The organism is Paenibacillus bouchesdurhonensis, from assembly GCF_900155685.1.
Taxonomy (GTDB): Bacteria; Bacillota; Bacilli; order Paenibacillales; family Paenibacillaceae; genus Fontibacillus; species Fontibacillus bouchesdurhonensis.
Map to the genome: position 1 here is coordinate 523,290 of NZ_LT732547.1, position 25,443 is coordinate 548,732.

The window sequence follows — 25,443 nt, forward strand, 5'->3', positions numbered from 1 at the left end:
GAAGTATTCGCTACTTATAGAGGAAAGGTTGTTTCTTCTATGAACAATTCCTATATCGCTTTTTTAAACAAATATTTGTTTAGAGAGAAAAAGATCATCTTGATCGTATTGACCGTTACGGTACTTCAAAGCTTGATTACCGTTTGCATTCCACTAACATATAAAGAGCTGATTGATCAAGCATTTCCGAAACGGGACTTTCATTTGTTCATCGTTTGCGTTTCGGTTATGCTTATTTTATTTTTTGTGAACTGTTTTCTCAATATTGTGAAGGATTTCTTATTGGCCAAGATCGTTGAACAATTGAGCTTTTCCTTGCGTAGAGAACTTAATGACAAGCTCAGTCGGTTGCCCTATTCATTTTTTGATGACTACAAGCTTAGTGACATCCTGTCCCGGTATAATAAAGAGATCGATACGATCAAACAGAATTGCGGATATATGACCGTTAGCATTTTCAGTAATGCGCTGACCGCGATTTTTGCTTGCGGGATGATCCTGTTTTTTGATTGGAAACTGCTCGCCGTTTCTGTGCTTATCATTGCGTTTTATGTCTGGGTGAATAGATATTTCGGAAAAAAAGTGAAGGATTATGCGGAAAAAGCGATGCAAAGCAATGAGCAGTCTATGAATCATATGGTGGAAACATATAACAATGTGTTGATTACGAAAATTTACAACGTCTTTAGATATATCGAAAAAAAATATGTCACGGCCTACCAGAGGCAATATGACCATCAAATGAAGCTAGAATTAGCTTATTCGATGAATGTAAATATAAGCAGTATCATGGTATATCTGTTATCTGGAGCCATCTGGTTGATTGGCGGATTAGGAATTTTTGCGAATAAATATACAATTGGTTTGATTGTTTCGCTTATTAATTATCAAAATATGCTGCTAGGAGCAACGCGTTTTTTTAGTGAATTCAACAACAGTTATCAAGGGGCAATCACCGCGATTGGAAGATTGGAGGAAATTTTGAACAAAGCCGAAGAGAAGACGGGAGGAGCCGCTCCGCCTCAGCATATTTCCGAAATTATCATTGACCAGGTGTCCTTTGCTTACGATGGGATAGAGAAGCAGGTACTGACGAATGCTAGCGGCATAATAAAGAGGGGCGAAATTACGGCTTTTGTTGGGCCAAGCGGATGCGGGAAATCAACCGTGACCAAGCTGCTGCTAGGGCTATATCAACCACAGCAAGGCTGCATTCGGATTAATCAGGACAGGCTAGATGACCTCGATTTAAGTCTATATCGTAAACGGACAGCGTATATACCGCAGGACTCCTTATTTTTCCATGATTCGGTACTTAACAATATTAGCTTTGGAGCAGACATTCCTTTAGATTTGCTGGAGAAATACAGCAAAACAATAGATTTGTTTGACGAAATCATGGAATTTCCCGACCGATGGGATACGGTTTTGAGCGCCGGGGGCAACAATATTTCGGGCGGGCAAAAAAAACGTCTCGATATTTTAAGGGCTTTAGTAAGAAATGCCGACATCATCATTTTTGATGAGCCGACCGCATCTTTAGATTTGGATAGAAGGACTGCATTCTTAGACCTCCTTAAAGCGATTAAAAAAGAGAAAATCATTATTTTGATAACGCATAACATGGATGAGGCATATTACTTTGATAAAGTTTATAGTGTAGTGGAGAGAGGTATTTTGAATTATGCATTGGAAGAATTAGAAATAAAGACTGCGGGAATGAGTACCACTTGAGCATTCGGGTTCATTTCCTGCCTATGAAGACCTTTTCGGAGACTCCACTTTCGTGGAGTCTCCTTTTGTCGTTTCCTCCATTTTACAAATAGGCTATAATCTTGGGAAGGGTGTAGAAAATTGTAGAAAGTTGTAGGAATATAGTCGGGCCTGAGCGGGTCTAATTTGAATTTCATAGAGTAGCTACAAGTTCTAGCAACAGGAGGTTGATGTGATGCAGGTTCGGAAGATTAAGATTGTAGGAACCGGTAAATATTTGCCGGAGCAAGTGATCACAGCAGAAGATATAGATAAGAAATTAGGGGTGCCCAGCGGATGGGTGCTGAAGAAAACAGATGTTAGAGTTAGACATGTTGTACAAGACGAAACCGCTTCTCTCATGGGAGCAAGGGCAGCGGAGGCTGCATTAGAAGATGCTGGGCTTACTTTTTCGGATATCGACTGTCTTGTATCCACGAGCGGCACCGTGGAGCAGTCCATTCCGTGCACGGCTTCTTTAATCCAAAAGGCATTGGGGCAAGAGCATTCTGGGGTTCCTGCATTTGATATAAACTCCACATGTTTAAGCTTTTTAACTGGACTGGATGTTATGTCTTATATGGTAGCGGCAGGGCGTTATCAACGTGTTCTGCTCGTAGCGTCTGAAATTGCTTCGATTGGCTTGGATTGGTCTCATAAAGAAAGCGCAGCTTTGTTTGGGGATGGGGCTGCGGCCGTGGTGATCAGTAGGGCAGAGGAGGATGAACCCTCTCAGATTATCTGTTCCTCGATGCAAACGTTCAGTGCGGGAGCTCATCTCTCCCAGATTAGAGGCGGAGGGACGAAAATTCATCGCCGGCATACCGATCAGCTAGAGCCGGATGGACGAGCGATTTATAAAATGGCGTCACAAATAATGCCGGATTTTGTCAGATGGCAGATCTGAAGCTTGTCATTCCACATCAAGGCAGCGCCATGGCTATGCGGTTGATATCGAAGAAGCTAGGGATAGCGGAACACCAATTAGTGAATATTTCACCAACGCACGGAAATACGATTGCAGCATCGATTCCGATGGCATTGCATGAAGCCATCAAGCAAGGGCGGATCAAGCGGGGAGAGCGGATGTTATTGTTAGGCACATCCGCAGGCTTCTCTGTCGGAGGAATGATCCTTAAATACTAGCTCAAGGCAAAGAAGGAGAGCTGAAGAATAAGGGCGGTATCAGCGTATTTTGCTGACAGTTGTCACTGGACTAATTGTTGTCTGGAGCTAAGGTGGAGTGAGATAAAAATACAAAAACAGTAATAGGAATAGTGAACATCTCTAATAGAATGTTCATTATTATTTAATCGTTGCTGTTTAGTATTCTCTTAAACAGAAAGAGTGTGAAAGCTATTAATGCTAAACCTAAAGATATTTTAAAGTATGGATATATTTGACTTGCCTTTAAAGTGAAAATACTGAGATATGATACATCTGTCGCCCCTTGTATTGTCTGCACGTATCCAAATAATAGTAAAATTGAGTTTAAAACAAATAAATAACTCATCATTAATAGTAAATCTCTGATTTTGTCATTACTTCTGAATAAAAAGATTAATTGAAAAAAAAGGCATATAAATATCACAAAAAAACCCAACATATTTAAATATCTCCTTTATCATTTTTGTGACTATGATACTTGTAATGAAATATAAAGGTAGAATAACAATTATGTTATTCTACCTTTGCTTATTCTAATTATAGTAATAGTTTTTATAAAATATCAATTGGAAGATCCATATGAAAAATACATATTACTAGTTTTTTGCCCTACCGCAGAACTATAAATACTTTGGGCATTCCAAACATAATATGTCCATTTTAGATTAAGTTTCTTTTGAGCATTAGTACTATAATGACCAACGCTAAAATTTACGTCAAATGTATGCGAAGGAGTTTTAAGTATATTATTTTTTGATAATTGAACCTTTGTTTGTCTTACCTTATTTGTTCCACTATTATCAAAGTTTTTAAGAGGTTTTGAAGTATATTGAGTGGTATTCGTATAAGTTGGCGAGAACGATAAACCAGTCCCTGGAAGTGAATAACTCCAACTTAATCCGAGATTAATACTACTAGAATTTTGCCAGCTTCCATCCCATTGCTGATATCTGAAAACATCACCAGGATCTGTATATGCTTCTAGAACAGTATCTTGAGACACACCAATTTCAAAGTTAGACGTGTTAGAATTAACATTTGGGACTTGAGTTGAATATGTTCTTGTTGATAGTGGGTATATTTTTGTACTAAATACCCCATCACTACTTATTGAAGCTGGTCCTTCAACGTATGTTCTTACTACCATTTCTTCATTTACAGTACCGACTCCAATAGCATAGCTTAATGAGTATGTTTTATCGGATACACCGCTTGTTACAGCAAATTTAGCAATGGGGCTACTTTCGGAAGATTTAATTGGATTTAGAATTTTACTGAACCAAAATATATCAGTGTATTCTCCTTGATTTAATTCTGACACATTATTAAATTGTTCAGATAAATTAAGAGTACTGTTATCAATAGTTGATTCAACTACTGTAAAATTACGAGTGCCTTTTTCAAGTAAGTATAGTTTCAAGAGAGTATCATTATCAGAATATTGTCCATAATTAAGAGTGATGTTAGAATTTGGTGCACTATCTATTCCAAAAAAGATAACATCATAATTTCCTGAGGTATCTACTAAATTTCCAACAATTAATGTATTAGTGTAGTCAGCTTTCTTTAGAGTACCATCTAAATTAAGCTAGTAAAGTACTGACTGTAATTTTTATTGTTCTCATATAAAACTCCTCCTTTTTCTACCTCCACCCAATATTTTGTGGTAATGGAAATATTATTACAGACTATAACATATATGTTTATTCTTGTATATAGATTAATTAGAAGAATATGGGTGATTACCGCAGTTTGTTGTCAGAAGGGGGATATTGTTTATATTTCAGATAAATATTGTAAATACACTAGTGGCACACTACGTCGTAGAAAATCCCACTTAACTTAATTGGTAGGTAGGATATTTTGTATATGTCTTACTTGTCCACAAAACATATCCACTTTTACACTCTTCACAAACCTTGTGAAAGTGTGAAAGCCTTATGGATAAAGGATCTCATGTTTTTTTAACGAATTATACATATTACCTTAAGAGTTATCTAAGCAGGTCGCGTTATAGATACAACAACGTTATGTGAAACCTCCGAAAATTAGAAACTAAAGGAGGATATAATGGAAAATTTGAACTTTATTGTCATGGTAGCAGAATTTACTTACTAGTTTTTTCGGAAGGTAATGGCGCTGGCTGGTTAGTATCATGTAAAAAAATTTTAACAAACAACTTAAATCCGAGACTCCACTTTCGTGGAGTCTCCTTTTGTCGTTTCCTCCATTTTACAAATAGGCTATAATCTTGGGAAGGGTGTAGAAAGTTGTAGAAAGTTGTAGGAATATAGTCGGGCCTGAGCGGGTCTAATTTGAATTTCATAGAGTAGTTACAAGTTCTAGCAACAGGAGGTTGATGTGATGCAGGTTCGGAAGATTAAGATTGTAGGAACGGGTAAATATTTGCCGGAGCAAGTGATCACAGCAGAAGATTTAGACAAGAAATTAGGTGTGCCGAGCGGATGGGTGCTGAAGAAAACAGATGTTAGAGTTAGACATGTTGTAAAAGACGAAACAGCTTCTTTCATGGGGGCAAGGGCAGCGGAGGCTGCGTTAGAGGATGCTGGGCTTGCTTTTTCAGATATTGACTGTCTTGTATCTACGAGCGGTACCGTGGAGCAATCCATTCCATGCACGGCTTCTTTAATCCAAAAGGCATTGGGACAAGAGTATTCTGGAGTTCCTGCATTTGATATAAACTCCACATGTTTAAGTTTTTTAACTGGACTGGATGTTATGTCTTATATGGTAGCGGCAGGGCGTTATCAACGTGTTCTGCTCGTAGCGACGGAAGTGGCTTCGGTTGGCTTGGATTGGTCTCATAAAGAAAGTGCGGCTTTGTTTGGGGATGGGGCTGCGGCTGTGGTGATCAGTAGGGCAGAGGAGGATGAACCCTCTCAGATTATCTGTTCCTCGATGCAAACGTTCAGTGCGGGAGCTCATCTCTCCCAGATTAGAGGCGGGGGGACGAAAATTCATCGCCGGCATACCGATCAGGTAGAGCCATTCTTATTTGAAATGGATGGACGAGCGATATATAAAATGGCGTCACAAATCATGCCTGACTTTGTCGATGCTTTATTCCAAGCAGGGAGCTGTCAGATGGCAGATCTGAAGCTTGTCATTCCACATCAAGGCAGCGCGATGGCTATGCGATTGATATCAAAGAAGCTAGGGATAGCGGAGCACCAATTAATGAATATTTCGCCAACGCACGGAAATACGATTGCAGCATCGATTCCGATGGCTTTGCATGAAGCCATCCAGCAAGGGCGGATCCAGCGGGGAGAGCGGCTGTTATTGTTAGGAACATCCGCAGGCTTCTCTGTCGGAGGAATGATCCTTGAATACTAACTCAAGGCCAAGAATACGAGAGGAAGAAGAGCGGCAAGGGTGGCAGGGAGAACTAGAAGGGGCGGAAAGGCAAGCAGGCCAAGAGAGGCAAGGAAAGCAAGAAAGAGAAAAAAGCCAAGAAAGGCAAGGAGGGCAAGCAGGACAAGAAGGACAGCATCAGCGGATTTTGCTGACAGGCGGAAGAGCGCCGGCTACCTTGGATTTAGCTCGTCAGTTTACTGCGGCGGGGCATAAGGTGTACATGGCCGAGAGTTGTCCGGTACACCTTGGTTATCATTCGCGCGCGATCGTTCGAAACTATGGTGTGCCTAAGCCTAATGAGGATCCAGATGGATATATTAGCGCACTCCTAGAAATTATTATGCTAGAAAAGATAGATTGGCTGATTCCAACTTGCGAGGAGATATTTTTTGTTGCCCGAGGCTTAGAGCGTTTAAGCCAGCATTGCCTAGTTTTTACGGACTCACTAAACAAGCTGCGGCGCTTACATAGTAAATGGGAATTTATTGGCCAGGCGAGGGAGTATGGCTTATTGGTACCGGAAACAAGCCTATTAACCTCTCAAGAAGATGTGGAGGCCGCCTTGGCTGTCCCGGGGAAATGGGTTTTTAAGCCGGTTTACTCCCGTTTTGCGGCAAAGGTTTTCATGGTGCAAACGAGGGTAGCGAGTACAGTTGCTAAGGGCGAGAAGAACAAGGAGCCAGATGATACAGAAATACCAGATGAAGCTGAAGTATTGGAAAAAATAAAGCATCTCTCTCCACAGCAGCCTTGGGTTGTACAGCAATTTATAGAAGGAACAGCCTATTGCAGCTACAGTATAGCCAAGCAAGGGAAACTGACGGCTCATGCGGTTTATCCCGTGAGATTTACGGCTGGGCCTGGTGCTTGTATTAGCTTCGAGGCTGTACATCACCCAGACATTGACCGCTGGGTACAACACTTCGTTCGTTTGGAACAATTTACGGGGCAAATTTCTTTTGATTTTATCGTCACCGATGCTGGCCAAGTCTACTCTATTGAATGCAACCCAAGAGCAACAAGCGGAATACACCTATTCGGAGCGGAGGATCAGCTTGATCAGGCGTTTTTTCATCATAAAGAGGGGTCAGAGCAGATTATCACCCCGCGCCCGGGTCATAAAGCCATCATTTCCTTAGCGATGTTGTCCTATGGATTGTTGTCGATTCGTTCCTGGTCAAGATTCAAGGAGTGGCTTCGTTTGTTCATGGGTGGTAAAGACGTGGTGTTCCAATTTCGAGATCCGCAGCCGTTTTTTCAGCAGTTTAGGCTTCTTTGGTGGAATGTAAAGGTAAGCAGGCAGCAGCATATCTCGATATTAGAAGCATCAACGAATGATATTGAATGGAATGGTGAGGAAGAGAAATGAGTTCAAGCGTATTAGTGACAGGCGGGACGGGATTTCTCGGCAGGAGCTTGGCACAAACCTTAAGTAAGCTGGGTTATCAGGTTACAGCGACTGGACGAAATGAATCCATAGGGGAGGAATTGAAAAACGAAGGTATCGCTTTCATCCCCTGTGATCTTGCGGACACCGAGCGTATCGTCCAGCTATGTGCTGGACAAGACTTTGTGTTTCATTGCGGTGCATTGTCTTCTCCTTGGGGGAAATACAGTCACTTTTATGATAGTAATGTGATCGGTACCCGAAATATATTGGAAGGCTGCCGGCAGCATCAGGTGGGCAGGTTGATCTATGTGTCGACACCGAGCTTATATTTTGATTATACCGATCGCTTGAACGTATCAGAGTCAGCTCCGCTTCCGGATCAAGCTGTGAATGCGTATGCCGCAACGAAGCGTTTGGCCGAAGAAGAAGTGGATCTTGCCTTTGAGGCAGGACTTCCCGTGATTACCATCCGTCCTCGTGCGATCTTTGGCCCGGGGGATCAGGCGATACTTCCGCGGCTGCTTCAAGCGAACCGCAAAGGACGCGTTCCCTTAATTCATGGCGGCCAGGCTCTGATGGATTTGACCTACATCGATAATGTGGTTGATGCGCTAATCCAATGCATGTCCTCCCCTACATCGACGCTAGGCAAAAAGTACAATATTACCAATGGCGAGCCGGTAGCTTTGATGGATTTACTTCAGCACTTATTTGCTAAGCTGGAGGAACCATTTCGCGGAAAACATATTTCCTATCCTCTGGCCTACGGGGCAGCCGCCTTGCTAGAGTGGAAAGCCAACCTGACAAGGAGTAAAAAGGAACCTCTGCTCACTCGCTACACGGTGGGTCTATTAGGGAGGACGCTTACGCTGGATATATCTGCGGCGAAAAAAGATCTGAACTATACACCACTTAAAAGTATTGATGAAGGGATATCCGAATATGTCACATGGATCAAACAACGAGACTCACTTATTTAGCACCCGCGTCAAATTGACCCTGTTTTCGGCGGGGAGTTGCTCCCAATCTGAAAAAATAACGATCCGTGGCGGAGAGCGGCGGACGATTCAAATTCCTGCCCTGTTTGCCTGCATGGAGCATCCGAGGCTAGGCCCGATCTTATTTGACACGGGGTATTCGGAACGATTCTTCGAAGCAGCAGGTCGTTTTCCTTATTCGCTATATCGAAGGGCGACCCCTGTTTCTATCACAGAAAGGGAGACGGCGGTCTATCAATTACAAGAAGCGGGGATTCAATTAAGTGACATTAAGTATGTCGTTCTATCCCACCTTCATGCAGATCATATTGGCGGGGTTTGTGATTTTCCTGGGGCTTCGTTTATTTATTTAAAAGCAGCTTACGATAAAATGAAGCACCGCAGAGGATTAGCGGCGGTTCGGGCAGGCTTCCTGCCGGACTTATTACCGAGTGATTTTGAGGAGCGTTCTCTACCGGTAGATGAACAACAACGAATCTCGCTGCCCTCTAGTTTTCCATTTGAGCGGGGCTTAGATCTTTTTGGCGATGGAAGTGTGATTGCCGTGGACTTGCCAGGACATGCTGCCGGTCAAATTGGCGTTCTACTTCATACTGGGGATCAGCCATATTTTTTATGTGCGGATGCGGTATGGTCCAGTCGAGCGTATCGTGAATCCCGGCCTCCACATTGGCTTGCTGGCCTGATTATGGATGATCGTCAGCAGTATCAAGAAAGCTTCCAGCGCATATGCCAATTCCACAAGCAGCACCCAGAATATCGAATTATTCCATCCCATTGCAGCGAAATCGGGGAATCTCTTAAATAGGGGAGGGAGTCATGTTGATTGACAAAGGAGCTATTGTATACCACTACTTGCGGACAAAATTTCGTCAATGGCCAGCCAGTCGTCAAGGGGTTGAACAGTGGCAGGAGGAGAGAGTACGAAGCCATGTTCGTTTTGTCCGCAAGCATTCTGCTTTTTATCGCGAGCTTTGGAAGGATTATACGGATGCCCAGTGGCGGCAATTTCCGATCATGGATAAAGAGCTGATGATGGAGCATTTTGACCCTTTAAATACGGTGGGAATCACGAAAGAAGAAGCTTTTGCCGTTGCGTATCAAGCGGAAAACAGTCGGGATTTTGCACCTACCATCGGTTCGATTACGGTCGGACTCTCATCGGGGACATCTGGAAATCGCGGTATTTTCCTTGTCAGTCCTCAAGAAAGAAGGGCATGGGCTGGAACAGTCCTCGCTAAAATGCTGCCTAATTCATTGCTGCAAAAGGAGAGTATTGCTTTTTTCCTGCGGGCGAATAGCAATTTATATGGCAGTGTCGGCAGTAATCGGCTTCAATTTCATTATTATGATTTGTTAAGTCCAGTTCAGGAGCATATTGAACGATTGAACGAGCAGCGTCCAGGATTAATAGTCGCTCCGCCATCGATGCTCCGGATTTTGGCTCAAGCTAGACAACAAGGGAATTTGCGAATCAACCCCCATAAAATCATCTCTGTTGCTGAAGTGCTGGATCCGTTGGATCGGAAGCCAATAGAGACGCAGTTCGAACAAAGGGTTCATCAAGTCTATCAATGCACGGAAGGTTTTCTGGCTTGTACTTGCTCACATGGTACTCTTCACCTGAACGAGGATATTGTTATCATTGAAAAAGAATATTTAGATCGGAAGCTTGGTCGATTTGTTCCGATTATTACTGACTTTTCGCGAAGGACTCAACCGATCGTGCGCTACCGCTTAAATGATGTTCTCACCGAACGTGCGGAGCCTTGTCCGTGTGGTTCTCCTTTTCTAGCATTGGAGTCCATAGAAGGACGCTGTGATGATATATTTTATGGCTACAGTTTGCATGACAACAGGCTAAAGCCGATATTTCCTGACTTTATTAGCAGAGCGATTATTCATGCCTCCGAGCAAGTGCTTGAATATTTAGCGATTCAACATACGCCTGACCGCGTTGAAATTTTCTTGAGGGTCGATGAGGCGGGCTCCAGGTCTGCACAAATTGAAGAGCACATCACTCATGCCATGAATGATTTACTTCTTAAAATGAATTGCAAGCCGCCGACCATTGAATTTAGTGTATATGATCAGGATGTTTACGCTAGATACGATAAGCAGGGAGAGCTGACAGAGTTGAAAAAACTGCGCCGAGTGGAAAGGAGATTTCAGCTTGGAGAGGATACAGATCCGTTTATATGATGCAGATACCATAGACGATCTGCCATGGCCGGACACCGAAGATGGGCAGTACGCTAAACAGTTTCTTTTGCCGTTCGTGAAGCGCCAGCCCTCGCATTATATGAACAATGTTCAAGCTAAATATATGGCGGTATCTCTTGATGGTATCGTGCTTCCTATTTCAATAACCGAAACACAATATGACAATTCCTATGTATGCTCTCCTTATACGCATTATGTAAGCTATGCTAAGCAAGAGCTCGTACTGCTCCAAAGTGCACTGCTGCGTAAAGGTTTGTCAGCCCTGCTCGGCGGATTAGGGCAATTTTTTAAAGCGAGCCAGATCAATAAGGCGGTTCATGTAAATAACTGGTTGGTCTCAACGAATTTATATCCCCAATTAACACCTGATCAACTAAGGGCGCTTCATTCTTTTTTAACAGAGCAGTTCCCTGACTATGCGATCATCTATCGATCCCTTAATGAAGCGAACCATGAGGAGTTTATTCAGGAGTTACGCCGATTAAATTATAAAATGGTAGCCTCCCGCCAAATCTATCTCGTTCATCCTAGCCAGTCTGCCTCGTTAAGTTCCAAGTCACGCAAGCTGTTAAAAAAGGACTATGCATTGATCGATCGTCATGGCTATGAGATGTTAGATAATGATCAGTTGTCAGATCAAGATATTTCGCGAATATTGGAGCTGTACAGTGCTTTGTATTTGCAAAAATATTCGATGTACAATCCACAATTTAACGAAGATTTTATCGCTCTCGCGATTAAGAATAAAATTCTTCATCTTCAGGCGCTTCGGAAAAATGACCGCATTGATGCCGTGATAGGTTATTTTTGCCGCAACGGAGTCATGACTACCCCATTGCTTGGTTACGATCTTTCTTTGCCAAGAGAAGTTGGTTTGTACCGAATGTTGTCTGCACTTTTATTCTACATTGCGCTAGAGAACGGTCATTTATTAAACAGAAGCTCTGGTGCTGCTCATTTCAAAAGGAATCGAGGTGCTGCGGCTGAGATCGAGTACTCGGCTGTTTACGATAGACACTTACCGTTTCGCCGGCGGCTTTGCTGGTCCTTCCTGCAAACCGTTATTAACAAAATTGGAATTCCTTTGATTCGAAAATATAAACTCTAACTATAAAGGAGGCTGCAGGACATGATGCATAACAGACCGATTGCCTTGGTGACGGGAACATCCAGCGGCTTTGGGTTACTGATCACGCTGGCATTAGCCGGAAGCGGCTACCATGTCATTGCCACGATGCGCAATATCACGAAGCAGGATGCATTGATGCAAGCTGCTGAACAAGACGGTCTAAGCCAGCATATAGAGTGCTTACCCCTTGATGTGAGCGATCAGCAAGCGATTCGTATGACCGTGGATGAAGTAACGAAGCGTCATGGGCGCATTGATGTGCTTGTGAATAATGCCGGCATTTCACTTGGCGGCTTTGTGGAAGAGGTTCCGCTAGAGGACTGGATGCATGCCATGGACACCAACTTTTTCGGTCTTGTTGCTCTGACTCAAGAGGTATTGCCACATATGCGATCGAGAAAATACGGGAAAATTATTAACATCAGCAGCATTAGCGGCAGACTTGGCTTTCCAGGTTACGGGCCTTACGCGGCTTCAAAGTTTGCAGTGGAGGGATTCAGTGAATCGCTTCGATTAGAAATGCTGCCGTACGGCGTTTACGTTTCCTTAGTTGAACCAGGCGCATACAAAACCGCGATTTGGTCCAAAGGCTTCGATTATATTTCGATGAGGGCAAGGAAAGATTCACCCTATCAGGAGCCTCTTGCAGCCATTCTGGCCTACAGCAACAACGTAGCTAACAACGCCAGCGATCCGCAGGATGTGGCTAGGACGGTGGTGCGGATCGCTCAAGCTCGCTACCCCAAATTGCGTTACGTGTTAGGAAAGGGAGCATGGACTGCGATATGGGGGAAGGCGCTTCTACCTTGGAAATGGTTCGAACAAATTGTATTGCGCCAACTCCGGAAATAGAAGTTAAGAATATCCAGATTGGAGACGACACTTGGGTGGAGTCTCTTTTTTTGTGGTTTCCTCTATTTTACAAATGGGCTATAATCTTTGATGAAGAAGGTACTTTATTCACTTTCCTTACAACACAGGCACAACTATTCTCTTACAACCAAATAAAGTGGTTTGCGAATCTCACGCAATTATGGGGAAAGGTAAACTATCTTGAGTTCTTTCAGAATGCTAGTAGTATTTTTTTTACTGAAATAAAGGGTTATAGGGTAGAAAGCCCAGAAGTCAGAAAGTTTAGAAAAGAGCTAAGTGATACCAAATATTTATTGGTTTTTGATTGGGTTCGATGGATAACTGAAAATAATAAATTTAGAGGCCCACAGATGGAGAAATCTTTTTTGGCCATATTTATGTATTGTTAATGCAAGGAGGAACCAATATTGTACTAGACAGTAAGATATATTCACCAGACAACGTATATAAAATTCCCGTTATCCAATTGGCAACAAATGACATTGATAAGTCATTTGATTTTATAAAATCACTGAATATTGAAATAATTACTGAAATTCAGAATGGTCATTGGTTTAATATTAAAGATCCTGACGGGAATGTATTAATGATATGTAGATAAGAAATTTGTGGGCGTATTTAAAGATGTCGTCAGCACCAGAAAACACCATATTCACGGGGCCTTACGGCCCCTAGGTCTCCAGATGCCTTGATCAGCAATTATTAATAAATCGAGCAATAAAAGAAGGATGGATAATGATTTCCATATATTTCGTCCAAATAGTCTCCCATGGATTTATAACCAAAGGCGGCGGATGTTTTTTCAATGTGTCCGTTATGTGCAGAGATGAATAATTTATCGGATATATATTTTATAGATTGCCTCCATGTCCTGTCTGTTGCATCTGTCTGCAAGAAATTCTTCATCGACCAACACGATGTTTAACGGGTCATTATTAATAAATTCCTTCCCGTATTTTAGTATACAGGTATAGAATCGCTAGGTTTAACATTCGATGGTTTTTCCGTCCAGGTCGCTGGGCAGCTTAAATCAGATCAAACGAATAGGTAAGCTCTATAATATAGGGTTTTATAATATAATCTATATAAAATACAATATATGGTATATTTGTGTTGATTACACTATTTTAGGAGGTAATGATTATGAAGAAGGTAAGAGTTAGCTTTTTTACTAGCTACAACCTTGCATATCCCCAACACGTATGCTACACCTTCTGACATATCATCTTCTGTGTTAACATCTGATATTGTGTCAGAAGGAATGTCTACTATCGCTAAAGGACAATTGCTTGTAGATGAGTCCTTGATATTAGTCGAGCAGGAAAAAATTAAGGAATTTTTGAAATAAGATGGAAGAAGTGTAACTTTTTATGGTGTGGGGTTGGAGAAGGATGTTATCTACGAGACTTTTCTCCAAGATAAGAAAGTGCCTAAATTCTCTAGTATTTCGTCAATTGTCGATATGGATCATCAAGGTAAGGAGGTTGTAAGTCCTGACGAAATTGAACAAAGTGCTATTGATGGATTAAACGTTGAAAACATGACGTTCGCTCCAGCCCAAAGTGAGACTGTTTCAACGGATCTTACTATTATTAATAACAATGGTGAGTACTATATTATTGATGGAGACATGACTATTCCGTCAAACTCCAAATCATCCTTCACAAATGCTAAACTCAAAGGGCTTTTTACTAGAGAATTAAAAGTTAAGGAAGTTTTGGATTTTAAAACGAAAATTAACAATATTTACAGTAACCAAAAAATGTTGATTAGTCCGGCAGCTACAACACCCACCACCATTTTGACAAGCATAACTAAAAGCAATTGGTTTTATGATGACAGCTTATTTTATGATTTAGATACATTTGAAGTTGCACGTTCGATTACAGAATATACAATTTACAAGTCTCAAGATGCAGATCCAAATTATGATTATCTTACCGTTGATGCATTTACAACATGGTATCCAGCATATGATAATCGTAATATCATTAATGGTATTCAAGGTACAATTGATAACCAATACAACGGGGATGAGTTAATTAGTTACTATCCTAATACAGGATCTATTGATACTCAACTGCAGAATAATACACAGTATCAAATTGGAATAGGGTACCCGTTTGCAGTAACTGCGAATGTAACATGGTCATCAGGAGCAAAAGTAAAAATGCAGGCGAGAGGTGATCAGGAAACTGAAAGATACTATCAGTTTTTTTACGGAACCGATGGAAGTAGATACAATTGGATTGGAAGCGGTGCTCCAGTAGATACTAGATATACTGCTACTTACAAAAGTGCTGGAACACTTCTAGGACTTTATGTAACCTCAAGTGTACGTCATCAATGGTTTAATGAAAGTACGTCGGAGTGGAAAAATAATACTGAAGTCTTAAGTTACGATTATTAATTATGTGAACTCCTAGCCATACTGGTTAGGAGTTTAATCTCTCAGGAGGTTCAGATGAAACAAGTTTTATTAGGTTCAACTTTATGTCTTTCGGGGGTTATTCTATATGGTATGAGTCTTATAGCTGCAAGTATTTACACGAAATATGGAGCAATTCACACAAAAGATTTTGGCAATCAGATGCTAGGATCTTTTCCAATTGTACTATCAATTATTCTTTTTATTGCAGGAATAGTGATATCAACAATTGGACTAAGGAAAGATAGTTAATAAAGGTTAAGCCTCTTAGTATATGTTAAAAGAGAGTCAATGTAGACGTTAGAGAAGTCCATTTGCGGTGGTATCCATCGTAGAAAGATTGAGCATCTTGAGTAGAACTTCATCCGTGGGACATGTCCGGTTTCAATCAACTGGTATTTAATGCATAAGTAAGTAGGCAGGGGCTATTCGAGCCCCGCCTATTTTTATTTTAGATTAACCACTTTATCAGCGGTTGGGGAGTTTCTGTATGATATCAGAGTAGATATTCATTGTTGTATCAATATCCACTCGCTTCTTATTATCATTGGTGTAACCTGCTCTAGCTGTACCATCAGTGTAATCATAAAGGATGATGTTACCATGATTGTAAGGCCCCATAATTATATAAATGGATTACAAATAATTGTATTCATATATAAATAAAGGTAAAATATAAGTAAGAGTCAAATCTCGCAAACCTAGAAAAGCGACGGGATTCATAAGATCATATGCGTAGCTGAAAGTTACGTGCGTACGTAAGTAGATGCGAATTATTATTCGAACGCAGCCGCTAAACTAACTGGCAGGCTCGGAGGGAAATTATCTACAATGGAATAGCAATCCCGAAGTCATTAAATTAAAGGAGTTTGTTTTGAAAGATATCTTTAATCAAGTGGACACAATGGAGATCTTGAACCAAATAGACAAATTGAGTCCAAGTTCACGCTCTCAATGGGGTAAGATGGACGTTGCCCAATTGCTAGCTCATTGCTCAGCGTTTAATGACATTGCAATGGGAGAAACCTTTCCCCCAAGAGGTTGGTTAGGCATATTAATTGGAACGTTTGTGAAACCATTTTTCTTCAATGACAAGCCACCTGCCCGCAACATGTCTACAATTATGATTGTAGAAGAAAAAGAATTTGAAACAGAAAAAGTAAAACTAAAACAAAAAAATATAACATCCCAGAACAATGGGCCGGAAAAATGTACGTCTCATCCACATCCCTTTTTTGGAAAACTGACTCCTGAGCAATGGGGAATAGGATTATATAAGCACCTAAACCATCATTTAAATCAGTTTGGTGTTTAGTCATTAACTGAAGTATTAAGGGCTACAAAGATAGCAACCATTGCAAGGCTAAAATATAACAACAAGAGAAAGTAAAAACCCACCCAAAGGTAGGTTTTGTTCCTATGCGACTTAGAAGGGAATAAACCATCCAAGCCAATTGTACTGACCAGTGTTCGCAGCAATTGGTCTTTATTACATCATGGACTTTATTCCATAACCGTCGTCGGTGTTGCCTCTTTTACGATGATCATCCCATCGTATGCCTCATTTGGTACCATTTCAAGGGTATATAATTTTTTTGAAGCTTTATACCAGGTGCTGAAGTCATCACCAATGTTCGGCATTCTCTGTTTTTGCGATATAATTTCGGCTATTTCTTTTGAATTAATTGCTAGTTCAAAGTCAACGTAAAAAATATTGCTTTCGACTTCACTAAATGCCTTCACCAAGGGATCACTATTATTAATGGTATGGTTCTCTCTTTTATTAGCTCCGTTATTTGCCTGAAATGTGTTGTTGATAAAGTCAGTCCCAATTGCGAAATAGTGATTTCCATACATTTCGTCCAAGTAGTCTCCCATGGATTTATAACCAAAGGCAGCGGATGTTTTTTCAATATGTCCGTTATGCGCAGAGATGAATAATTTATCGTGTCCACGTTGTGCTTCAAACTCCACAATCCACTTTACATTTTCCGCTAAGTATTCATCCCGCAGCATCGTATATTGCTTGTCATTCCCCAGCAGGCTGGTACGCTGTTTCATGACATTAGCATACTGCAAAGCAAACGCATAGGATTCTTGGGATGTCTGTTCTGAGTATTCCTCTTCATTGGTTTGGAGATCCGTGATAATATCATCGATGATTCCGTGAAGTTCCTCTAACTGTTCGGCTGTTAAATTACGCATGGTATCATTAGATACATGTTGTAATTGTGCAGTATATTTTTTGGCCATTTCCTCATTCACCGTTTCATAAAAAGCCAGCAACCCTTTTTTACTAGCATCATATCGCTGCATATCATTGCCATAAAAATATACTCTATCATTCTCATTTGCAGTTTCATTATATTCATGCAGCCATTCTACCAAATCGATCATTTGCTGCGTTTTATAAATGCCGTAGTCAAGAGCAAATACCGCCTCTTTCGCTGTTCCATTTCCATGCAGTATATAGTCATTAATTTGCTGACCTGCTCCAAAATCGCCTTCTAAAACAAAGATCCGCACATTTTCATTTTTAATTAATGCTTCGAACACAGTCTTTTTCAATTCCTGAAATTCCACATTCCCATGTGTGGCTTCTCCTAAGCCGATAATCGTTACATCATTAGGAACATCCATATTTTCCACAGGGCTAACATACTTCTCTGCCACATCCCCCCCTACAGCTCCGCAACCTGTAATGAAGGTTAGTAAAATAACAGCAGATAAAAAAAGTCTAGCAACACTCATAGGTATCCCCCTTTCTTTCTAATTTTCTTTGAATGCTGCGTATTGTCGGTAGGCTTTGAACAGAAAATTGAGAACGCTTGTACGCAGATGTAAATAAAGGTAAAATATAACTACAATTGAATCTTGGGTGGGCGTGGTTTCCCTTCGAGCAGATGCTTTCAAAGTAAGTTTCCTTCGGAAGCTTTGGAGGAGGTGAAGCCATGGAAGTAAAGGATGCATTAACGATCATGTTCCTGTTTGGAACATTCATTCTTGCTCTTTTAACATACATCAATAATAACAACAAGAGAAAGTAAAAACCCACCCAAAGGTTGAGGCCGAAGGTGGGTTTGTTCCTATACGACTTAGAAGGGAATAAACCATCCAAGCCAATTGTACTGACCAAGTGTTCGCAGCACTTGGTCTTTATTACATATATAATAACACAAAGAAAAAAATGTATCAAAACGTGAAAAAAATTGAAAGTGCTGCGGGCTGCGCTCTTGGTTCCCAGGGAAGAGTGGTAGAGAAGTAGAATCAGCTTACAACCCATCTTATGCAGAATATGTTATTGCCTAAAGGCCATTATTGAAGATATAAGAGTGAACACGTTATATACGTGAACAAAAATTAATGCGAAGGAATGGTGAAAACATGAATGATATTTTCAGCTGTTATACAGAGAAACTCATACTCTCCGGTAATATAAGGGAGGATATTCATGCCTTCTTTAGTCAGAATAATGATCTCAGGACATTAAATCATACATTGGAGGTTGCTAACGAGGCTATTCGAATAACTAAACTGTTTGATCTTGATCCTCAGAAGATCGAGTGTGCGGCTCTATTACATGATATAAGCAATGTAGTTCCAATCTCTAAAATGCTCGAAGTAGCAGAACAGTTATCTATTGAAGTCCTCGAGGAAGAGTACAAATACGATAGAAGTGTTCATCAGAAACTATCCAGATATATGGCTCAAGATATCTTTGGAATACATGATGAAGAGATATTAAGTGCCATAGAAAGTCATACGACTCATAAACCAAGCTCTAGTATGACTGATAAGATTTTGTTTGTTTCAGATAAGATCTCATGGAATTTACCTGGAGAGCATCCTTACTTGCACAGGATGAGGAAAGAAGTAGATAGACTTGAAATTGATAAGGCAGTATTAATATATCTTGATCATATTTGGGGTCAGCGGGATATTTTAAAGCTTGTACACCCATGGCTAATAAAGGCGCGAGAAGAACTTTTAGAAGCTTAATATAAGAACGTTATATCGGCGAAAGGACAAAAAATGATATGAATCATTACTCTGACCGAATGGATCAAGTAATTCAATACATTGAAGATAATCTGTCCAGGAAGATTAGCCTTAAGGAATTGGCTGAGGTTTCCAACTTCTCTAAGTATCACTTTACGCGGGTTTTTTCGTCGATGGTTGGAATGACGCCATATGCTTTCTTGAATACTAAACGGTTGAACAAATCCGTAGAGTATCTTGTTGGTACGAATAAGACTGTACTAGAAATATCCATGTTATGTGGCTTTGATTCAGTATCCAATTTTAATCAAGCCTTTAAAAAACTTTATGACCATACTCCCAGTGATGTTAGAAGAAATCCGAAAGTAATTAGCAATAATTCTGTACAATATGGCAATAACCAGAAAGAAACAGAACAACCTTCTCGTTATGCTGGAAGTGGAGTAAAAAACCACTTTTTGAGGAGGATTTGGGAGATGAATATTATCATTAAGGAACTGCCAGATTACGAGGTTGCTTATGTCAGGCACACTGGAAGTTATCTTGAAACTCATAAAGCATGGGGGAAAATAGGCGAGTGGGCAGCGAAGAATAATTTCTTCCCACCAGAACACTATTTTATCGGAATCTCACTTGACGATCCAAGTTCAACCGAAGAATACGAATGCCGTTATGATGCATGCGTAACAATCCATGGTGTATTCAATCAAAATATCGATCGTGATATTGAGTATAGAACGCTGAGTGGTGGCCTTTATGCATTGTATTCGTTTTATGACACCATTGATAAATTTGCTATTGCATATCAAGTTGTGTATGGACAGTGGTTACCGAATAGCGAGTATGAACCTGACAATAAGTACTGTCTCGAGTTTTGCATGAATAATCCTTCAGATGACCCTGAAGGAAAAGCAAAGATTGATCTATATGTACCTATTAGAAAGAGAGTGATTTGATTGCCTAAGTTAAGAGTTATCCAAGCCAGTTGTGCGTATTGTAAACGGCAAGTTAGTCCTTGTTGATTGCTATACGAGTGCAAAAGATAGTTATGATTTCATGGAGCGTGGAGAGAATATAACGATTGACAATCCCAACATTTGGAATGAGGGTGGATTCTAGACATGCCTTCTTGCCTATTTCGATTTACTGTTAGATAACATGCCAGTTCCCTACTCCCAGCCGATTTGGTATGATTTTACTAGACTCATATTCATGTTTAAAGTTTGATATCCCTTACTAGCTATAGATGCATAAAGGAAGGACTGAACAGATTGGATTACAAATTTTGTTCTTCATGTGGGAGACGACTAAATGCTTCGGCTCGATTTTGTGAGCATTGTGGTATGAATCTTATGCCACAGGGGGGAGGGCAGATACCACCGTCACCATCACAAGTGCCGCCGCCACCATCGCGAGTGCCAGCCTCAGGGCCACCGCCCGTACCACGATTGCCAGGTCAGCCACCCGTACCGTCATCAGCGCCATCATACATGCCACCATCACCGCCATATGGTACATATCAGCAATCTAGCGAGGATGAACTAACTTACCTATTAAGATTACATACGAAGAATGATAAATACTTTGAAAAAATGATGAGAAAATCGAAATGGAATTGGCCTATGTTCCTACTCGGTCCCTTTTGGCTGGGTTATCGAAAAATGTATGCGGAGTTCGCAATGTATGTTGGAGTTTTATCTCTGATGTCCATTTTTTTAATGCTGCTAGGTTCAGAGTCGAGTGGTGGATTTGCAGGAATGGGTATTGGTATGGCGATCTTGGCTAATCAAATGTATTACAATAAATCCAAAAAAGCGGTGGATAAGATCATGCAATACTACAGTGACCCTGAAGTACGCCGTAATCTAGTTATCCAAAAAGGTGGAACCTCTGGATGGGGAATCGTGTATGCCATCGTAATTTTGATTGTATCGCTTGCTGTAGAATTCATTATCGAGGAAGCATTGCTATAGGATCTTTGTGATGATGCTCTGCACCTTACATAACATTGCATAGCTACCGGACCTCTAAAGAAGTATGTAGAATTATTATGTATAAAAACGAGTAGGAGAATGGAATGGATGTAAAAGCGATTTTGTTAACGATTGCTTCTATATTAATTTATATTATAGTCGCTTCGATTCTGAGTGCTTTAGCTGGTGGAAGCATGCTTAAATTAATAAATTGGTCTATATGGATGTTTTATGTTTTAATACCAATTAGTTTTGTTCTTTCTTTATACATTAAATTAAATTCAAATAGGACTAAAGAAAATAAAATCTATTGAATCATATATACAAACAAGAATGATGATGTTTATAGTAATGTGCTTAGTTGGTTTTCCAGTTTTAAATATTTTTTTATTTATAGAAGTGTTCAAGAGGCTAACAAATGTGTCTTAGATGAGGATGGAAATATGAAGAATTGTTCAGCCTGTCGAAGTGTTCATGTCCAACAAAAAAGTTCTGTTTTTGCGAGACTCTTTATCTCTATCTACATGGTGTTGGCCTTTTACTTTTTTACTGGTGAAATGAGTTATGGTGCGTTGATTGTATTCATTTCACTGGTGATACCTTATTGGCATGTTTGCAGTGACTGCAATAAATCATTTGTCGGAAGGCCCAGAATTCATTGGAATAGCTTGTGGGTGGGCAGCTATCTAGAAAAATACTTACTAGCTCTGTTGCCTTCAATACTTACGATGACGGCGTTGATACTTAACTTCCCCCATACGGGTCTGGAGCGAATTGCGTATTTGCCAGCAATTTTCTTTATGAACAGTTTGATGATCGTTATTTATTTATATCAATCTAAGCGATTTAGTAAGACTTTGAACCTTGTTTTTGGGGTGATCCTCCTGATAATTACTGTAGCTTTATCTGTACTGACTTACCCGCAAGAGCATGGGGAAGGTATTCTAGAATTATTATTCTCTAAGCAATCATGACCCGATCCTAGATAAATAATCTAAGGCCGGGTCTTTTCATATCTACGCATATGGCGCTCTGCATCCTATTCCTCCAAGTGCCCCGAACGCTGTACCTTGGTCTGAAGGTAAAACTCGTTGAAGGCGGATTCTCCGCCCCAAATCGGTTCTCTTCCGGATAAGGCGAGTCCAGCCTTTTGCAGGGCTTCGAGCTTCTTTGGATTGTTGGTCATGAGCGTCACTGGCTTGGTGCGAAGGGTTCGCAGCACGCTTAGCGCGTCGGTGTAGCTTCTTGAATCGTCAACGAATCCGAGGCTCAAGTTAGCCTCAACGGTATCGTATCCGTTCTCTTGCAGCACGTAAGCCATGGCTTTGCTGAATAATCCAATGCCGCGCCCCTCGTGATTGGCCAGGTAGAAAAGCGCACCAGTCCCATGCTCCACGATATTTTTCATGGATTTCTTCAGCTGGTAACCACAATCGCATTTTTGGCTGCCGAAGATGTCGCCCGTGTGGCAAATCGAATGCATGCGGATCAAGGCTTCGTCGGCATTTTTGAAATCACCGTACACAAGCACGCTCGATTGTTGGTACTCGGCTAAGCTTGCAGATGACAGTTGATCGATGATTTCTTGAAAGTTATCTGTAACTTGGCAGCGGCTCAGCCAGCAATACCATTGGAAGATGACAGTATCTCCGTCCAGGTCGACGGGGAGCTTAATCGGTCCAACGAGGTAAATGCCGCCTTCCTCCGCTTGAATGAGTTGAATTTTATCTTTTAAAACATCCAGCGCTTTAGAGTCTAGTTTTGTATCTGACATTAGCTCATTCCTTTATCTCATAGTATATTAGGTCAGACAATCGGCTTCGTGGCTGCTTTGCTTGTTTCTTGGCGAACGACCGGGGCAACCCTTGTTGCTAGCAATTCTATGCTTCGTGCAACCTTAGAAAAGGGGATGCCGCCCACATCAAGCTGGAGCATGAACCGCTGGTGACCAAACAGCTCGTATTGGTGCATCATTTTGTCGATGATTAATTGCGGATCGCCTACGAATAATGCCGTTTCCGGGCTGCTCATTTGTTCGAAATCCTCGCGGGACAGGCTCGAGCCGCTTCTTCCAAGCTGCTGATCTACATATTGCCGATAATTGGCGTAGTAAGGGTAATACTCGTCTTTGGCCTGTTGTATTGTGGTGGAGATGTAGCCATGACCAGTAATAGCTACTTGAAGTTCCGATAGTTTGTAGCCCGCCGCCAATCCAGTTTCACGGTAGGCTTCCACCAAGGCTTGAAAACGATTAGGAGCACCGCCAAGGATCGCCAAAGCCATACCAGTTCCAAGCTTTCCTGCACGCTCCGCGCTAATAAGCGATCCCCCGGAACCAATCCACATGGGAATTTGCTGCTGAACGGGCCGTGGTGCAATTTCCGCTTCTTGTAGTGGGGGACGAAATTTGCCTTGCCAAGAAACTCTCTCCTGTTGATTTAATTGCTGGAATAGCTCAAAGTTCTCCATGAACAATTCATCATAGTCATTCAGGTCATAGCCGAATAGGGGAAAAGATTCCAGAAAAGCACCGCGCCCAGCAATAATTTCAGCTCGTCCATTCGATAATAAGTCTAGCGTGGCATACTCTTCAAATAGTCGCACAGGATCTGTCGTGGTCAGGACAGTTGTCGCACTCGTTAGCTTGATTTGCTTTGTTGCCTGAGCGATGGCCGCTAAAATAACCGAGGTTGCCGATGCCGCATAATCTAGACGATGATGTTCACCGACTCCGAATATATCTAGTCCGGCCTCATCGGCCAGCTTTGCTGCTTCGATCATTTCCTGCAGGCGCTGCCGACTGCTAATAGTTTCTCTATGATATGGCCCAGGCACAAGATCGCCGAGGGTATAAATTCCAATTTCAATTCCTTGATGTTCTTTCTGTATGCTGTTGCTCATTGCAGGAACTCCTTTATGATTAGAATTACCTTGTATTCGAATTGTTTGCAATCCATGGCTGGATAATTCAAGAACTGCATAATTCTATAATAATATAAAGAAGTTAATATAGGAACTAACTACTATAAAGTACCCTTCCACGCATGTTATTTCTAAGGCTTGGAAAGAGAAGCTGGACATTTCTTAGCTTATTGTATTTTTGCCACGGATAACACCCTTTGGGTTTTAGGATGTATAATAATGGAAGGGGGCGAACGAGCGATGAAATCTACAATTTCTATGAGATCGGAAAGGCTGACATACAGGCTAACCACTGTTCGTGATCTAGAGATGGTTTTAACCCAAGAAAACGATCGCGAGAACATATCCTATATTATTCCCTGGTCAAGGGATGGACACGTTACCACGTTAAGCGACTCTGATAAGAGGCATATTGTGATAGAGGATGAAGATATGAACCAGGTTGGCTATATTATTTTGGCTGGCTTGGAGAGTCCACATCAGAATATAGAGCTGGTCAGAATCGTGATTTCTAAGAAAAATAACGGTTACGGGAGAGAAGCAATCAAGGCGATTTTGCAATATGTATTTGAAGGGCTAGGTGCTCATCGTATATGGCTCGATGTTAAGGAACATAACGAAAGGGCGAAGCAGCTTTACTTATCCCTAGGGTTCAAGCAGGAAGGAATATTAAGAGAGTGCATTAAGAATGGCGATAACTACAAATCTCTGATCTTAATGTCCATGTTGAGGCAGGAATTTACTACTCCATGAGTGGATGTCTAGAGAACTTAAATGGAATGTGAAGGGGGATCGCATGAAAAAATTTAGATTTAATCGGTCGACGGAAATAGGGGTCTTCATGACTCTTTTTGGAGCATGTATTAAGTTGGCTGTTCATTTGTACGCTGTATTAATGAGTATTGGACTCACAGAAGCTGTCATCACAAATGTAGAGTACAATATATATCGCTTAAAAATCTTTACAACCATAGAACAGTATGAGGTACACATTTTACCAACGTATGGGATTTCGATGATGCTGATTATATATTTTATAAAGCTTGTAGTTGACTATTTCAAATACCAGAAGCAAGAAAATAAGGGGTAGGAAAATATATCGGGTATTATAAAGGCGCGTGGATTCAAATTAGATATAAGTGTTTATAGAAACCGCAGTAACGTAATCATCATATTAAAGGCTGGGCATCATTGCGATGACCAGCCTCTTT

24 protein-coding genes and 1 pseudogene are annotated in these 25,443 nt (G+C 41.1%); 21 read left to right on the plus strand and 4 right to left on the minus strand.

The window, feature by feature from the left end; genetic code table 11:
* The first annotated feature begins 39 nt into the window (after positions 1-39).
* Both CZ379_RS02145 and CZ379_RS02150 read left to right on the plus strand, forming a co-directional pair.
* Positions 40-1,734: an ABC transporter ATP-binding protein gene (locus CZ379_RS02145; protein ID WP_110930098.1), complete on the plus strand. Its 1,695-nt coding sequence runs from the start codon at positions 40-42 to the stop codon at positions 1,732-1,734.
* 214 nt (positions 1,735-1,948) lie between these two features.
* Positions 1,949-2,898 (plus strand): annotated as a pseudogene (locus CZ379_RS02150) (beta-ketoacyl-ACP synthase III).
* Positions 2,899-3,481: 583 nt separating this feature from the next.
* Here the strand turns inward: CZ379_RS02150 and CZ379_RS25860 are convergent.
* A complete protein-coding gene (locus CZ379_RS25860) occupies positions 3,482-4,339 on the minus strand; it encodes a hypothetical protein (protein ID WP_199925412.1) in 858 nt (285 codons plus the stop codon).
* Between the two features lie 944 nt (positions 4,340-5,283).
* On the opposite strand from CZ379_RS25860, the gene CZ379_RS02160 reads away from it, so the two are divergent.
* The 11 genes from CZ379_RS02160 to CZ379_RS02215 all read left to right on the plus strand — a co-directional run bounded on the left by CZ379_RS02160 (position 5,284) and on the right by CZ379_RS02215 (position 16,653).
* On the plus strand, positions 5,284-6,276 hold the full coding sequence (locus CZ379_RS02160) for a beta-ketoacyl-ACP synthase III (RefSeq protein WP_110930100.1): 993 nt from the start codon (positions 5,284-5,286) through the stop codon (positions 6,274-6,276).
* Positions 6,266-7,666: a YheC/YheD family protein gene (locus CZ379_RS02165; protein ID WP_110930101.1), complete on the plus strand. Its 1,401-nt coding sequence runs from the start codon at positions 6,266-6,268 to the stop codon at positions 7,664-7,666. Before CZ379_RS02160 ends, CZ379_RS02165 begins: the two co-directional genes overlap by 11 nt.
* Positions 7,663-8,667 carry an NAD-dependent epimerase/dehydratase family protein gene (locus tag CZ379_RS02170; protein WP_110930102.1) on the plus strand — a complete coding sequence of 335 codons (1,005 nt, stop codon included), beginning with the start codon at positions 7,663-7,665 and terminating at the stop codon, positions 8,665-8,667. The genes CZ379_RS02165 and CZ379_RS02170 overlap by 4 nt, the downstream gene beginning before the upstream one ends.
* Entirely contained in the window at positions 8,630-9,493 is an 864-nt protein-coding gene (locus CZ379_RS02175; RefSeq protein ID WP_110930103.1) for an MBL fold metallo-hydrolase, read from the plus strand. Before CZ379_RS02170 ends, CZ379_RS02175 begins: the two co-directional genes overlap by 38 nt.
* 11 nt (positions 9,494-9,504) lie before the next feature.
* Positions 9,505-10,887 (plus strand): F390 synthetase-related protein, encoded by a 1,383-nt coding sequence (locus tag CZ379_RS02180; RefSeq protein WP_110930104.1) that lies wholly within the window; start codon positions 9,505-9,507, stop codon positions 10,885-10,887.
* A complete protein-coding gene (locus CZ379_RS02185) occupies positions 10,859-12,016 on the plus strand; it encodes a GNAT family N-acetyltransferase (RefSeq protein ID WP_110930105.1) in 1,158 nt (385 codons plus the stop codon). Before CZ379_RS02180 ends, CZ379_RS02185 begins: the two co-directional genes overlap by 29 nt.
* A gap of 21 nt (positions 12,017-12,037) precedes the next feature.
* A complete protein-coding gene (locus tag CZ379_RS02190) occupies positions 12,038-12,889 on the plus strand; it encodes an SDR family oxidoreductase (protein WP_110930106.1) in 852 nt (283 codons plus the stop codon).
* Entirely contained in the window at positions 12,844-13,299 is a 456-nt protein-coding gene (locus tag CZ379_RS26520; RefSeq protein WP_234404780.1) for a DUF6508 domain-containing protein, read from the plus strand. Before CZ379_RS02190 ends, CZ379_RS26520 begins: the two co-directional genes overlap by 46 nt.
* Before the next feature lie 992 nt (positions 13,300-14,291).
* Positions 14,292-15,320, plus strand: a complete 1,029-nt coding sequence (locus tag CZ379_RS02205) for a hypothetical protein (RefSeq protein WP_234404781.1) — start codon at positions 14,292-14,294, stop codon at positions 15,318-15,320.
* A gap of 54 nt (positions 15,321-15,374) precedes the next feature.
* Positions 15,375-15,590 carry a hypothetical protein gene (locus CZ379_RS02210; protein ID WP_110930110.1) on the plus strand — a complete coding sequence of 72 codons (216 nt, stop codon included), beginning with the start codon at positions 15,375-15,377 and terminating at the stop codon, positions 15,588-15,590.
* A 622-nt stretch (positions 15,591-16,212) separates the two neighbouring features.
* Positions 16,213-16,653 carry a DUF1569 domain-containing protein gene (locus CZ379_RS02215; RefSeq protein ID WP_110930111.1) on the plus strand — a complete coding sequence of 147 codons (441 nt, stop codon included), beginning with the start codon at positions 16,213-16,215 and terminating at the stop codon, positions 16,651-16,653.
* Between the two features lie 188 nt (positions 16,654-16,841).
* Here the strand turns inward: CZ379_RS02215 and CZ379_RS02220 are convergent, their stop codons facing one another.
* Positions 16,842-18,089 (minus strand): erythromycin esterase family protein, encoded by a 1,248-nt coding sequence (locus CZ379_RS02220; protein WP_110930112.1) that lies wholly within the window; start codon positions 18,087-18,089, stop codon positions 16,842-16,844.
* A 200-nt stretch (positions 18,090-18,289) separates the two neighbouring features.
* On the opposite strand from CZ379_RS02220, the gene comI reads away from it, so the two are divergent.
* From comI to CZ379_RS02245, 6 genes are all read left to right on the plus strand, one after another.
* The gene (comI, locus tag CZ379_RS26525; protein WP_019639195.1) at positions 18,290-18,385 is read left to right on the plus strand and encodes a competence inhibitor ComI; all 96 of its coding nucleotides are present in this window, start codon (positions 18,290-18,292) and stop codon (positions 18,383-18,385) included.
* A gap of 337 nt (positions 18,386-18,722) precedes the next feature.
* Positions 18,723-19,337, plus strand: a complete 615-nt coding sequence (gene yqeK, locus CZ379_RS02225) for a bis(5'-nucleosyl)-tetraphosphatase (symmetrical) YqeK (RefSeq protein ID WP_110930113.1) — start codon at positions 18,723-18,725, stop codon at positions 19,335-19,337.
* 38 nt (positions 19,338-19,375) lie between these two features.
* Positions 19,376-20,293: an AraC family transcriptional regulator gene (locus tag CZ379_RS02230; RefSeq protein ID WP_110930114.1), complete on the plus strand. Its 918-nt coding sequence runs from the start codon at positions 19,376-19,378 to the stop codon at positions 20,291-20,293.
* Between the two features lie 315 nt (positions 20,294-20,608).
* A complete protein-coding gene (locus CZ379_RS27115; RefSeq protein WP_199925414.1) occupies positions 20,609-21,310 on the plus strand; it encodes a DUF2628 domain-containing protein in 702 nt (233 codons plus the stop codon).
* Positions 21,311-21,414: 104 nt separating this feature from the next.
* Positions 21,415-21,624 carry a hypothetical protein gene (locus CZ379_RS02240; RefSeq protein ID WP_110930116.1) on the plus strand — a complete coding sequence of 70 codons (210 nt, stop codon included), beginning with the start codon at positions 21,415-21,417 and terminating at the stop codon, positions 21,622-21,624.
* 129 nt (positions 21,625-21,753) lie between these two features.
* Positions 21,754-22,284 (plus strand): hypothetical protein, encoded by a 531-nt coding sequence (locus CZ379_RS02245; RefSeq protein ID WP_110930117.1) that lies wholly within the window; start codon positions 21,754-21,756, stop codon positions 22,282-22,284.
* 65 nt (positions 22,285-22,349) lie between these two features.
* Here the strand turns inward: CZ379_RS02245 and CZ379_RS02250 are convergent, their stop codons facing one another.
* Complete coding sequence (locus tag CZ379_RS02250) at positions 22,350-23,084, minus strand: GTP cyclohydrolase II (RefSeq protein WP_110930118.1); 735 nt, start codon at positions 23,082-23,084, stop codon at positions 22,350-22,352.
* Positions 23,085-23,116: 32 nt separating this feature from the next.
* On the minus strand, positions 23,117-24,211 hold the full coding sequence (locus CZ379_RS02255) for an LLM class flavin-dependent oxidoreductase (protein ID WP_110930119.1): 1,095 nt from the start codon (positions 24,209-24,211) through the stop codon (positions 23,117-23,119).
* Positions 24,212-24,472: 261 nt separating this feature from the next.
* Between CZ379_RS02255 and CZ379_RS02260 the strand changes: the two genes are divergently transcribed.
* Entirely contained in the window at positions 24,473-24,985 is a 513-nt protein-coding gene (locus tag CZ379_RS02260; protein WP_110930465.1) for a GNAT family N-acetyltransferase, read from the plus strand.
* A gap of 43 nt (positions 24,986-25,028) precedes the next feature.
* Entirely contained in the window at positions 25,029-25,322 is a 294-nt protein-coding gene (locus CZ379_RS02265) for a hypothetical protein (protein ID WP_110930120.1), read from the plus strand.
* The last annotated feature ends 121 nt before the right edge of the window (positions 25,323-25,443 follow it).